Source organism: Paraburkholderia oxyphila NBRC 105797 (genome assembly GCF_000685075.1).
In the GTDB taxonomy this organism is placed as follows: domain Bacteria; phylum Pseudomonadota; class Gammaproteobacteria; order Burkholderiales; family Burkholderiaceae; genus Paraburkholderia; species Paraburkholderia oxyphila.
Window position 1 is genome coordinate 107,614 of the sequence record NZ_BAYD01000005.1, and the last position, 13,231, is coordinate 120,844.

The following is a 13,231-nucleotide window of genomic DNA, read 5'->3' on the forward strand; positions in this document are numbered from 1 at the left end:
TGTCAAAGAACCTGATTGCGCCGTGTCGCGTCAGGCGAGCGTCGCGTTCGACATGATTTCGAGCGCGCGCACGAGGCCCGAGTGATCCCACGTCTTGCCGCCGTGCGCGGCGCAGACGCTGAACAGTTGCTGTGCGCTCGCGGTGTGAGGCAGCGCGAGGCCGAGCTTGCGCGCGCCGTCGAGCGCGAGATTCAGGTCCTTCTGATGCAGCTCGATGCGAAAGCCCGGGTCGAAGGTGCGTTTCGTCATCCGCTCGCCGTGCACTTCGAGGATCCGCGATGCCGCAAAGCCGCCCATCAGCGCGCGGCGCACGCGCTCCGGATCGGCGCCCGAGCGCGACGCGAACAGCAGCGCTTCCGCGACCGCCTCGATATTCAACGCGACGATGATCTGGTTCGCGACCTTGCAGGTCTGGCCCGCGCCGTTGTCGCCGATGAGTGTGATGTTCTTGCCCATCAGCTCGAACAGCGGCTTCGCGCGCTCGAACGCGCTTTCCGGGCCGCCGACCATGATCGTCAGCGTTGCCTCGCGCGCACCGACTTCACCGCCGGACACCGGTGCGTCCAGGTAGTCGCAGCCGAGCTTGTTGATGTCCTTCGCGAATGCCTGCGTGTCGAGCGGCGAGATCGAACTCATGTCGATCACGAGCTTGTTGGCGGTGAGGCCCTTCGCGACGCCATCGTCCGCGAACAGCACGTTGCGGACGTCCGGTGTGTCCGGGACCATCGAGATGATCACGTCGGCGGCGCGCGCGACCGCGGCCGAGCTCTCGACGACGGTCGCGCTCGCGCGCAGATCGTCGGGAACCGTATACGCGCCATTCACGAACAGCGTGTGCCCGCCTTTGATGAGGTTGCGCGCCATGTGCGCGCCCATGATGCCGAGGCCGATGAAACCGATGTTTGCCATGTTGGGCTGCTCCTGTGAGTGAGTGGACCGGGAGTGTCAGAGGTGTCGCGCGCTGCGGACAATGTGGGAAGGAAATCGTTTTCCAAAATAATAGTTCAAAGGCGTCGCGAAGTAAATTCATTCCATCTGGCTCGTCACACCGGATCCGTCCTCTCGCGACAGCTGCGCGAACATCGGGCAAGTCAGCATGACCATGACCACTGTTGCGACGAAACCCAGGGCGATATCGCGTTGATCCGGGTGCGGATCGCCGTGGAGCATCGACACGATCTGCACGGTTGCCGCGACCGATGCCACGCCGAACGCCTTCATGAACTTCTGCGAGGTTCCCTGGAACGAAGTCGCAGCCGACATCTTCGATTCAGGCACATCGGCAAAGGCAATGGCGCCCGTGGTCGCGAAATTGAGCGACCGCGACACGCCGCCCATCAGCAGCAGAAAGAAGATGCCCACGCGCGACCAGTCCTTCGACATCAGGGCGCACAGGCTGAGCACGACCGCGAACGCACAGCTTGCCGTTGTCAGGACACTGCGCACCGGATAGCGCCTGAGTGCAAAGGCCGCCATCGGCCGCATGCAGAACGATCCAATCGAGCTCGCAAACGTCATCATGCTGCTGCTCAGGACGCTGTATCCGAACGCGACTTGCAGCATGAGCGGAACGAGAAACAACATCGCATCCGACGCCGCGATAAAGCATCCCCCCGCGATCGAGGCGACCTTGAAGGTGGGAATATCCAGAAGGGAAAAATCCACCGCAGGATCTGGCGTGCGCCTGCAATGCCGCCAGGCGAGCCAGCACAGGCCCGCACCAAGCGACAGCACGAGAATGGGCATGACCGGATGCGTCGCACCCCGGTCAACCGAATCGAACCCGATCATGGATATGGCCAGCGCAGCAGCGACCAGCACGCTGCCTGTCAAGTCGAGTCGTTTCGACGGCATGCATTGCGTCTCTGGAAGAAAACGCCATGCGCAAACGAGGCCGAGGATTCCGATCGGCAGATTGATCCAGAACGTCCAGCGCCACGACCACTCACTGGTCAAGAAGCCACCCAATGGCGGCCCGAGGATGGGGCCGAGCAGGGCGGGCATCGTCAACCATGTCGACGCCGACAGCATGTTCTCGCGATCGATGCCGCGAAACAGGATCAGTCGCCCGACTGGAACCATCATCGCGCCTCCCGCCCCCTGGAGAATCCGGAACGAGATCAGCTCAGGCAAGCCACGGATCAATGCACAGCCAGCAGATGCCAGCGTGAACGTGACGATCGCCCATAGAAAGACGCGTTTTGCGCCGAATCGGTCTGCAACCCATCCGCTTATCGGCGTGAACACGGTCAGCGCAACGAGATACGCGATGATCACGCTGCTTAGATGAATTGCACTGATGCCGAGATCTCGCGCGATCGACGGGATGGCGATCGTGACGATCGTCCCGTCGATGTTCTGCATGAACAACGCGACCGATATGACGAGCGCGGATATTCGGAAGTCGTTTTCGGGCGGGTTCATCGGCCGGCTATACCGAGAAAAACTCAGCCGCGTTGCGGTAGCAAATCTTGCGAATCATCTCCCCAACTAGGCCGTAGTCCTGCGGAACCTCGCCATTTTCCATCCAGGTGCCCACCATATCGCAGAGCAGGCGCCGGAAGTATTCGTGACGCGAGTACGAGAGCAGGCTGCGCGAATCGGTGATCATCCCGACAAACGTGCCAAGTATTCCCAACTGCGAAAGCTGTGTCAGTTGGCGACGCATGCCATCGAGCTGATCGTTGAACCACCAGGCGGCCCCAAACTGGATCTTGCCTCGCGTGTTGCCGCCCTGAAAGCAGGCGCATAACGTCGCGACGACCTCGTTCTGGCTCGGATTGATGGTATGGATAACCAACTTAGGCAGACCGCTGTTCGAGTTCATCGCGTCGAGGAGACCGGCGAGGGCTTCAGATATAGGGCGATCGCGAATCGCATCGAACCCGGCATTCGGGCCGATCTGGTTCAGCATGGCCGTGTTGTTGTTGAGTTGCGCACCAATGTGCAACTGCATCGCCCAGCCCCGCTCGGCATATTGCCCCGCCAGCCACACCTGGATGGCAGTCGCATACTGCGCGATGTCCTCTTCGCTCAGGCGTTGGCCGGACAGACGCTTCTGGACAATCTGATCGAGTGCCGATCCGGAAGCGAGCGGCGCAAAGCGCAACACCGGGATACCGTGATCGGCGGCAATGCATCCATGCGCACAAAAGTGATCCAGTCGCCTGAGCAGCGCCACCTTCAGAGACTGGAAATCGCCTATCGCGGTCTCGCTGGCGCGCGCCAGCTTGTCGATATACGCAGCGAAGCCGTCGGCCTCGATCTTGACGAGGTTGTCGGCGCGCCAGTTTGGACGCACCGCGATATCGTCCATCGACGGATCGCGCGCAATTTGCGCATGAAACTCGAGCGTATCGGTCGGGTCGTCAGTCGAGCCAACCAGGCGGACATTGAACTTGCGCAGCAGCCCGCGCGCGCTCATCCCGGGCTGACGCAATTGCCGGCTGGTTTCATTCCAGATCCGGTCAGCAGTCCCGCCGCTGATGGGATCGTCGATGCCGAATCCGGCGCGCAACTCGAGATGCGACCAGTGATAAAGCGGGTTGCCCAGGCAGCTCGGCAGATCGTCGGCCCAGACATCGAATTTCTCGCGATCGCTTGCGTCACCCGTGATGTACCGCTCGTCATTGCCCAGTGCCCGCATCGCGCGCCATTTGTAATGGTCGCCCTTGAGCCAGATTTCGGTGATGTTGTTGAAGCGGCGATCGTCAGCAATCTCCTTGACGCTCAGGTGGCAGTGATAGTCAAAGATGGGTTCCGGCCTGGCGTACTCGTGGTAAAGCTTGCGCGCGCAGTCGCTGGACAAGAGGAAGTTGTCACCCATGAATGGGTTCATCAGTCAGTCTCCCGGTTTCAGCGCAGCCGGCACACTGGCCGGCTGGCGCATGGGGTTCAAGGTCGTGTCAGGACGATTGCAGCTCGTTGCCTGGCACGGCCACCGGATTCGCGCTGCGACACATCAGTGCGCCCAGCGCAAGAATCGCCAGTGCGCAGCACAGGAACAGCAGACGCCCCCACAGCGGATTCGGAATGGCCAGCATCGCGAACAGTCCCGCGCCCATCATCAGCGTGATCCGGCCGAGCTTGTGGCGCTGCAGGCGATCGAATTCCGACTGCGATGCGTCACTCACCACTTCCTTCGCGAAATCGTGGTAGAAGCTGTCCAGTTGCTCGCGGCGCTTCGGTTCCGGCTCCCGATAGAACAGCATGGTGAGACAGAAGAACCCGCCGGTCAGGAATACATGCGCGGCAATCGCCAGAACCGTATTCGCATTGGACAGATCGCTGGCGCTCAGTGCAATGTGGAAATAGCCGGCGATCTCATGGGCCGTCACCACATTGCTGACGAAATACGACACCACGAGGCCGAATACCACCGTGGCCCAGGACGCCCAGTCCGGCACCTTGCGGATCAACGCACCGAGAAACAGCGGCACCAGGATCGGCACCTGTGCGAGCGTGCTGACGCGCATCATCAGATCGAACAGGCTCATCTGGTTGAGCTGCGAATAGAACTGCGCGGTGAGAATGATCAGCAGACCATTGGTCGCGTTGACGATCTTGCCCGCGACGAGTGCCTCGCGATCGCTGACCTGTTTGCCGCGACGGATAACCGGCTGATAGAAACTCCGCACGAAAATGCCGGCATTGTGATTGAGCGCACCATCGGCGGCCGCCATCGTCGCGGAAAAGAGGCCCGCCATGAGCAAGCCCACCGTACCCAGCGGCATCGCGCGCTCGGCGAACACCAGATAGACCGCGTCGCTGGCCTTTTTCCCGAGTTGTGCCGAGTGGGCAACACCCGCGTCCGGAAAGAGGATGGCCGAGGCCCACGGCGGGATCATCCAGATCATTGCCCCCGCGAGCATCAGCAGGAATGCGAACAGGGCGCCCTTCTTGGCGTCGAACGAATCCTTGGCCCCGAGAAAGCGATACGAGTCTTTCATGTTGTTGATGGTCAGCAACTGCTTGACGATCAGAAACAGAAACAGGCCCGTGAGCAACATGGGAGATTGCGTGTCCGGGCCATAAAAGAAGTTCCCCGGAAACCTGTGCACGATTTCGCTGACACCGCCGACCTTGAACAGCGCAACGGCCGCGCAGGCTACGGACATGACGGCGACCACCATCGACTGGACGAAATCGGATGCCGCCACGCCCCATGCGCCCCCGATCATCGAGAAGGACAGGACGGCGAGTCCGGTGATCCACAGCGTCGTGCCCAGCTTGATGCCCATCACGGCACTGAAAAAGACCGACAAGCTATTGAGCCACACGCCGCCCTGAATGATCGACAACGGAATGATGGCCCATGTGAAGAACAGCTCCGACGATTCGCCGAAACGACGGCGTACGGCTTCGGTCGGGGTATCGACGCGCATCTGCCGAAACTTCTTCGCGAAGAACGCCCAGGCGAACAGGAACGCAAGCACGTTGCCGATGAACACATAAACTGCGGGGAAGCCATTTCTGAAAGCCTCGCCGGCCGCCCCGGTGAACGTCCATGCGGAAAACTGGATCATGAAGGCCGAGCTTCCGACCATCCACCAGAGCATGCGTCCACCACCGCGGAAGTAGTCTGTGCTGGATTTGGACGCCATGCGCCTGAAAGAAAAGTTGATTATCCCGATCAAAACAAAATAACCCACCACTACGGCTGTATTGAAGTTCACTTGAATTGTCTCCGTGCCCGTGGGCCGGAGCGACAAGCGTCCGCCTACGGAATAATCTATAAGGATGGCCGTCGATGCCGGCCGCTTCCTTTAGTGATCGACGCGCACGCCCGGATCGACTGGGCAATGCGGTGCGGAAAACCCACTATCGAGTACGCGCTTCAAGCAGAGGCGCCTACCACCACGCGTGTCGTCGCGCTGCATTCAGCGCTTCTTCGAGAGTCGGCAGTTGCGGATGCCAATGGCGTTCCCATTCGAGGCTCAGCACGCCGTCGTACCCGTCCGTGCACAGCGCCTGCATGAGCTCGCGCATCGGAAACTGGCCATCGCCTGGGAGAACGTAGCGATATCCGGCCGGGACCTCCCGGTCGCCGACGCTGTCCTTGACGTGAATGTGGCGCACCCGCTCGCGGATCAGCCGCCAGGTATCGACAGGGTGGGCACCCCCTTTGCGCCATGTGTGGTGGGCATCCCACAGGATCTGGCAATCGGGAAGGGCTTCAATGAGGCGCAGCAGCGGTGCCTCGTTGGCAAAAGCGTCGTGCGTCTCGATCGCGAGATCGACCTGCCAGCCTTCGCCGTCGCGCCGTTCGCGCCACCAGTCCAGCGTCGCACGCGCCTGCGCGATCTCTTCCCGATCGCCGGTGGTGCCGCCGTCGAATACACGTAGCGTCGACGCGCCGCAAGCCTCAGCCCAGGGGACGTACTGCAGCAGGGCGTTGCGGCTTTCCGCGGTGTTGCCGACGAGGCGCAATGAAGTGCCGAGGCTCACGACGCGCAAGGGCGCCGATGCCATGAAGCGGGCCAGCCGGTCGGGAGTGCCATAGCTTGCGGCGAGATAGCGAGGCAGGTCCGCGGTTCCACCAAGCGTGCGCAATTCGGCACACGGGATATTGTGGCGCGCGGCAAGCGCCACCAGCTCGTGTAGCTCGTTGTGCCCGCATCCGAGCGACGAGAATGCCCGTTTGCCCTTGAAGGGCGCCGCCGGTTCGCGACCGGTCGAATCCGTTTCTGCCATGAAGAGTTTCCCAAAACATTGAGGCATGAGCGCAGGTGCGCGTAGCCACGCGCACCTGCGCTCGTGCGTACCGCACGGCCCGCCAAAATTGAAGAGGAAGACGGAGTATTAAAAGGTGTGTTGAATGCCAATCGCGAACACAAGCTGCTTGGGTCCGTTGGATGGCGTGCCATTCTGGCCGTCACCGACGGATGCCACGGCATTTTCGATGATGGGCGTTGCAGGTACGGCCGAGCTTGACGGCGGCGCATACAAGATCTTCCCGGTAGCCAGCTGATAGGCCTGCACGGCATAGAATCGCGTGCGCTTCGAGAGGGAGTAGAGTTCGCCGATAGAAAACTGCCTGTAGGTGGCGGAATCGTTAATGCCGTTTGCCTCGCTCGCATGCGTGTAGGCGAAGCCGGCGCCCAGAACCCAGAAGTCTGTCTGGTATGACGCGAACGCCGCTGCGGTATTGAATACCTCTTCGTCCTTGAACAATGACTGGCCACCCGGCAGGAACGCGACATTGGACGCACTCACGCCAAGAATCAGTTTGTTGAGGTTGTAGCGAGCCGAGCCGCCAAACATCCGGACGCTATTTGCACTCAGATATCCGCCGTTGATTGCACTGGTCGAATAATTGCCTAGCGTCGGGCTGTTTGTAATATTCACGCCGCTATTTTTCAGCTCATTGAAACCGATCGCGCCTTGAAACGGGCCGTGGTTGTACATCAAGGCGGCACTGAACACGCTGCCCGAAGTGACGTTGCCGGCGATACCCCCCAGCGCATACATCGCCCTGAGCGAAAGCCCCGCCATGTCGGGCGATTCATACATGATGGAGTTGTTGATTCTCAGGCCGGTATCCATGGCGTCGATATCGCCTGGGTGCGCCCCCGTCCAGCCGGTGAGCGGGGTGCCGATTCCGAGGCCGGACAGCGCGCCCACCGTGTAGAACCACGGCGTGTATTGACGGCCCACGGTGATGGTGCCGTAGTGGCTGTTCTTCAGTCCGACGAATGCCTGACGATTGAAGATGTAATTGGAGGCGCCTGCTGCACCGGTCAGGCTGTTGAAGCCCGACTCCAGGGTAAAGATCGTGGAATAGCCGCCGCCCAGGTCTTCGTTGCCCGTCAATCCCCACCGGTTGCCATTCTTGACGCCCTGCACCATCTCCAGATTGGATTTGCCCCCTTGATTGTTGACATAAGCCATGCCGGTATCAAGCAGTCCATAGAGTGTGACGCTTGACTGAGCCATTGCACCCGATGAAATAAGGCCTGCCGTGCATAACAGGCATCCCCTGATTGCCTTGAGCTTCATATAGCTTCTTCCTGAGTAGGTTGGAAAAGAATCAATGACGGGTCGTGCTATCGACGAATTCGCCCGGAATGGCTCGCGGTGGCGTCTCACGCGTTAAAGGCATCGTCGAGCCGGTGGTCAACTCGATGTCGTATGCCTCGCGTGAGCTGGAGCGGAACCCAGCTTCATTGGCGGAAAACGTTTTCCAATGATCGTTTTATCGTCCGTGGTAGTCAATCGTTTTCTTGGCTTTTGTGGTTAGTGAAAACCCGTGCTGGACACGGTGTTGATGCCAGGATGGGCGCGGCGCACGCGCGGTTGGCCGGTGGCGCGGAGCAGCCTGGCGGGGGCCGCGGAGGGGTCTAAAAAACGATTTACTTCATAAGATTGCCAGTCGATGCAAGAAAACATTTTTTACGGCAGCCGGGCGGTGGCCTTATTCGAGCTGCAGGCGCATGGCGAATTCGACCGGGGTGTGCGGCATGGCCGCATCGCGAAGCGGATCGAGGGTGCCCGCGAGGTGGGTGCACGGTTCGAGGCAGAGATACGCCTCGCCCGCCCGGAAATGCATGACCAGTTGGCTCGCCTGTGGACTCGTCAGCGTGATGCGGCGGCCGGCTTCGGGGTAGTCGATCACGGCGTGCGCGCCCGCGCCGGTTTCGCAGAACCACGAGAAGGTATCGCCGGGCAATGCGCTGCGTTGCAGGTCGAGGTGAATCGGGCTATCGAGCGGTTCGTGCCGGGCCGGCAATCCGTCGCTGGCGGCGTCGGGCCGCCATATCGCCGTTGCCTGCACCGTGGCACGCGCCGCGCCGTGGATCGGAAAGTACGGATGAAAGCCCAGTCCCAGTGGCATGGGGCGTTCGGACTCGTTCACCACGACGAGGGTCAGCGTGATGCCGTCAAGGGTGTCGAGATCGACGGCCAGATGCGCGCGCCAGGTCCACGGCCAGGCGCGCGTCGCGGCAAACGCACGCGCGAGGGTGCAATGGTGGTCCGACACGCGCTCGACCGACCATGCCGAGCGCAGGCCCCAGCCATGCAGCCAGGCGGGACCGTCCGGTTCTCCGACGCACACGTTCGCGTCCGTCCAGGCGAGCGTATTACGCGGGAATTTGTTCGTGAACGGCAGCATCGGAAAGCAACCCGCCCGCTGCCAGCGATTCAGGTCGAAGCCGTGCGCTTCGAGCGGCACGATGTAATCGAACGGCGCATGCGGGCCGTCGGCCCGCCGCAGGCGGCCCAGCCGCGCGCCCAGCGCGGGGTGCAGTTGGGCTTCGAGGCTGCCGCGCCGGAGCGTGACGATGCCGTCTCGATCGTGGTGCGGCGACAGGAGGGAGTTTCGCATTCAGGCAATGGTCGGGTTCGTCATCAACTTCAGTCACACGCTTGGGCTGAGTGAAAGGATAACGGTTTCCAATGATAGTGAATAGCGGAGGCCAGGTAAACGTTGTTTTTCCCGTCGTTTGGCTAGAATCGGCCGCGTTTTACGGGTATTCCCTGGAGTGAGTGTGAAGGAAAACGTTTGACTTTAGTGCGCGAAGTACCTAAAGTTGCCAATGAAAAACGTTTTCCAATCAGTGTAGCTCCTACGCGAACTCAACTGGCACAACGATGCAGACTCAATTTAATTTCGGCAACAAGGTCGTGGTGGTGACGGGCGCAAGCGGCGCCATTGGCGTGGAGATCGCCCGAGCCTTTCATCGTGCCGGCGCCCATGTGATTGCAACGGGCCGGCGCGCCGACGCGCTGGAGGCGTTGGCGGCGGAGCTGGGCGAGCGGTGCGAGACCGTCGCAGGCGACCTCGCCGATGCCGTGCACCGGCAGGACATCGTTCGCTGTGCAGAGCAGCGCGGCGGACTCGACATCCTCATCAACAACGCCGGACTGACCCAGACCAGGACGCCTTCGCTCGAAACGAGCCTGGACGACTTCGACCGGATTCTCGACGTCAACCTGCGCGCGACCTGGGCGCTAAGCCTCGACGCGATCCGGGGCTGGGTGGCGCGCGAGCACAAGGGCGTGATCGTAAACGTGTCGTCGCCCGGCGCCCAGCGTGCGCATCGCAACAATGCCATTTACGACGTGAGCAAGGGCGGTATCGATGCGCTTACCCGATGCCTCGCGACCGATTTCGGACACTACGGGATCCGCGTGAACGCGATCGCCCCTGCACAGATTCCGCACTCGCATACGAGGGCGGTCGATCCGGCTGCTGCGCGCGGCTTGCCTCTGCCGCGGCACGGTACACCCGATGAAGCCGCGGGTCCGGTGCTGTTCCTCGCCTCGGACTGCGCATCGTTCATCACAGGACACGTATTGCCCGTCGACGGCGGTCTGCTTGCGCAACTGCGCACCGCAGTCTGAGGCCGACGGCAACCCGCGAGGCCTTCGGCGTCCGCCACAATTTTTGATCCTGCAAGGGAGCCAGTTATGCAGCGCAACCTGTTCAAGAGACGGTTGATTGCCCGCAGTCAGCAGCTCGGTATCTGGAGCATGCTCGCATCGGGTAACGTCGTGGAAGTGCTGACCCAGTCGGACTATGACTGGATCATGATCGACACGGAGCATGCCGCCAACGAAGTGCCGATGGTGCAGGAGCAGTTGCGCAGCGCCGCGCAATCGCTCATGAGCGCGGTCGTGCGGCCCGCCACGAACGATCCGGTCCTGATCAAGCGGCTGCTCGACATCGGCGCCCAGACGCTGCTGGTGCCGATGGTCAACACGCCGGACGAAGCACGGCGGGCGGCATCGGCGATGCGTTATCCGCCGGCCGGCATACGCGGCGTGTCGGCGGCGACGCGCGCCAACCGTTATGGCCGCGACTCGGACTATCTGCACGGCGCCAACGACGAGGTCTGTCTGCTCGTGCAACTGGAAACCGCGCAGGCGCTGGCCAATCTGGAGGCGATCGCGGCCGTGGACGGCGTGGACGGCTTGTTCATCGGGCCGTCCGATCTTGCCGCCGCGCTCGGTCATCTCGGCGACTTTCGGCATCCCGATGTGCAGGCGGCCATTGTCGACGCACTCGGCCGGGCCCATCGCTGCGGCAAACCGATCGGCATCCTGATGACCGATCCGCTGTTGTCGGCGGCGTACCTGCGCGACGGCTTCGACTACGTCGCCCTGGCGACCGACATCGGCATCCTGCGCAGCGGCAGCGAGTCTGCGCTGAAGCAGGGCCGTTCCGACTCTTCCCACTCCCGCAAAGAATCAGCATGAGCGATATCAACAGCAAGCCCGCTTCGTCCGTGCGGCCGTTTCGACGGCTGCTGCTGACCGGGGCGGCAGGCAATCTCGGGCGTCAGCTGCGCGGCGCACTGGCCGCATGGGCCGACGTCGTGCGCGTGAGCGATATCGCGCCGCTGGGCGAGCTGGCGCCTCACGAGGAAGCCGCCGTGGTCGATCTGGCGGACCGCGCCGCGGTGCACGCGCTGCTCGAAGGCGTGGATGCCGTCATCCACCTGGGCGGCATTTCGGTGGAGGCGCCGTTCGACGCGCTGCTCGAGAGCAACATCCGCGGTCTCTACAACCTCTACTCGGCCGCGCGGCATCACGGCGTGCGGCGCGTGATCTACGCCAGCTCCAATCACGCGGTGGGTTTCCATCCGGTGACCTCGGTGCTGGACGTGGAGGCGCCGCTGCGCCCCGACTGCCTGTACGGCGTGACGAAATGCTTCGGCGAGGCGCTGTCGCGCTACTACTTCGACCGCTTCGGGCTGGAGACGGTGTGCCTGCGCATCGGCTCGTCGTTCGAGGCACCGAGGAATGCGCGCATGCTCGTGACGTATCTGAGCTACCGCGATTTCATCGAGCTGGTGCGCTGCGCGCTGTTCACGAACCGGGTGGGGCACGCGATCGTGTATGGCGTGTCGGATAACCGGATCAAATGGGTGGACAACACGAAGGCGGCGTTCCTGGGTTTCCGGCCGCAGGACAGTTCGCTGGAGTTCGAGCCGCAGTTCCCACCCGGTGCGCCGGACCCCGACTTCGACGACCCGACGCAGCGCTACCAGGGCGGACCGTTCGTGCTGGCGGGGCCGATGGAGCCCCGGTCGTGAGCGGCGTCGCGAGCGGGTGTCCCGGCGCGACGGGGTTGCCCGAACCCGAATTCGCAGGTGCGCCATGACGGCCCGCGAGTCCGAAAAGCGGATGCCGCGTCGCCGCTTCCTGGGGGCGCTCGCCGCGTTGTGTGCCTGCGGCGCGTTCGCACCGTCTGGCCGTGCGCGCGCGCAGGGCGCGCAGGCGAGCTTCGTGCTCTCGTCGCCGGCACGCGCCGCCCAGATTCGCCGCCGCGTGCCGGCGCCGCTGGCTGCGGCGCTCAGGGCGCAAGCCGATGCCAGCATTGAGCGCGTGCCGCATCCGCGCGCCGTCGTGCACACCCAGGGCCTGCTGCCGCACGAGCAGGACCGCGACGCGAGCGTGCAGGCCCAGGAGGACTGGCGCCAGACCTTGCTGCAGGGGCTCGCATGGTGCGTGACGGGCGAAGACGCCTACGCGGCGAAGGCCGAAACGTATATCGAGGCATGGATACCCCATTACGTATCGTCTTCGAATCCGATCGACGAGGCGGATCTCGTCGATCTGCTATTCGGCTTCGACTTCGTGCGCTCACGCCTGCCCGCTGCGACGATCGAAAAGGCACGCGCACTTGGCTGCGAGATGGCGCGGGGCTACCTGGGCGAGCGGCGCGTGGGCGACCCGAGCACCGGCTTGAACAACTGGCAGAGCCACCGCGTCAAGCTCGCGACGGCCGGCGCGTTCCTCGCCGGAGATGCCGCGCTGATTTCGGCCGCGCGCGAAGCCTTTTTCGCCCACGTGGCGCGCAACATCGACGCGGGCGGCCTGACCTATGACTTTGGCCAGCGCGATGCGATCCACTATGTCGTGTACGACCTCGAACCGCTGATGCTGGCGGCGTCGATGGCGGCGGCGCACGGGCAGGACTGGTATGGCGCGCCGCAGATTCAGGGGCGCCTTGCCGCCGCGCTGGGCTGGCTGGCACCCTATGCGAAAGGCGAGCGGGCGCACGAGGAGTTCGTGCACAGCACGGTGCGCTTCGACGCCCGGCGGGCGGCTGCGCACGTCGAGGGCTATTCGGGAGGGTGGCAACGCGAGGAGGCGTCCGGCCTGTACGCGATTGCCGCTCGTCTCGATCCGCACTTCACGCCCGTTGCCGCCGCGCTCGACCCGCAACCCGTGGTTCGCGCGCTCTTTGTCTGAGGCGGCATGAGATCGAAGCGATAACTACGCA

At 62.8% G+C, this 13,231-nt stretch carries 11 protein-coding genes; 4 read left to right on the forward strand and 7 right to left on the reverse strand.

The window, feature by feature from the left end:
• Positions 1-30: 30 nt before the first annotated feature.
• The 7 genes from BO1_RS04490 to BO1_RS04520 all read right to left on the reverse strand — a co-directional run bounded on the left by BO1_RS04490 (position 31) and on the right by BO1_RS04520 (position 9,325).
• Positions 31-909 carry a 2-hydroxy-3-oxopropionate reductase gene (locus tag BO1_RS04490; protein WP_028216540.1) on the reverse strand — a complete coding sequence of 293 codons (879 nt, stop codon included), beginning with the start codon at positions 907-909 and terminating at the stop codon, positions 31-33.
• Between the two features lie 117 nt (positions 910-1,026).
• On the reverse strand, positions 1,027-2,424 hold the full coding sequence (locus tag BO1_RS04495; RefSeq protein WP_028216541.1) for an MFS transporter: 1,398 nt from the start codon (positions 2,422-2,424) through the stop codon (positions 1,027-1,029).
• A 7-nt stretch (positions 2,425-2,431) separates the two neighbouring features.
• On the reverse strand, positions 2,432-3,838 hold the full coding sequence (gene uxaC / locus BO1_RS04500) for a glucuronate isomerase (protein WP_028216542.1): 1,407 nt from the start codon (positions 3,836-3,838) through the stop codon (positions 2,432-2,434).
• A 67-nt stretch (positions 3,839-3,905) separates the two neighbouring features.
• Positions 3,906-5,603 (reverse strand): sodium:solute symporter family transporter, encoded by a 1,698-nt coding sequence (locus tag BO1_RS49605; protein ID WP_281179145.1) that lies wholly within the window; start codon positions 5,601-5,603, stop codon positions 3,906-3,908.
• 247 nt (positions 5,604-5,850) lie between these two features.
• On the reverse strand, positions 5,851-6,693 hold the full coding sequence (locus BO1_RS49610) for a sugar phosphate isomerase/epimerase family protein (protein ID WP_043283754.1): 843 nt from the start codon (positions 6,691-6,693) through the stop codon (positions 5,851-5,853).
• A 108-nt stretch (positions 6,694-6,801) separates the two neighbouring features.
• A complete protein-coding gene (locus tag BO1_RS04515; protein ID WP_028216543.1) occupies positions 6,802-7,998 on the reverse strand; it encodes a porin in 1,197 nt (398 codons plus the stop codon).
• Positions 7,999-8,413: 415 nt separating this feature from the next.
• Positions 8,414-9,325: an aldose epimerase family protein gene (locus tag BO1_RS04520; protein WP_028216544.1), complete on the reverse strand. Its 912-nt coding sequence runs from the start codon at positions 9,323-9,325 to the stop codon at positions 8,414-8,416.
• Positions 9,326-9,591: 266 nt separating this feature from the next.
• Between BO1_RS04520 and BO1_RS49615 the strand changes: the two genes are divergently transcribed.
• The 4 genes from BO1_RS49615 (at position 9,592) to BO1_RS49620 (ending at position 13,200) form a co-directional block, all read left to right on the forward strand.
• Entirely contained in the window at positions 9,592-10,344 is a 753-nt protein-coding gene (locus BO1_RS49615; RefSeq protein WP_043283755.1) for an SDR family NAD(P)-dependent oxidoreductase, read from the forward strand.
• A gap of 66 nt (positions 10,345-10,410) precedes the next feature.
• Positions 10,411-11,199 (forward strand): HpcH/HpaI aldolase family protein, encoded by a 789-nt coding sequence (locus tag BO1_RS04530; protein WP_028216545.1) that lies wholly within the window; start codon positions 10,411-10,413, stop codon positions 11,197-11,199.
• Positions 11,196-12,038: an NAD-dependent epimerase/dehydratase family protein gene (locus BO1_RS04535; protein ID WP_043283757.1), complete on the forward strand. Its 843-nt coding sequence runs from the start codon at positions 11,196-11,198 to the stop codon at positions 12,036-12,038. Before BO1_RS04530 ends, BO1_RS04535 begins: the two co-directional genes overlap by 4 nt.
• A 64-nt stretch (positions 12,039-12,102) precedes the next feature.
• Positions 12,103-13,200, forward strand: coding sequence for an alginate lyase family protein (locus tag BO1_RS49620; RefSeq protein ID WP_052409352.1), 1,098 nt, complete (start codon positions 12,103-12,105; stop codon positions 13,198-13,200).
• Positions 13,201-13,231 lie beyond the last annotated feature (31 nt).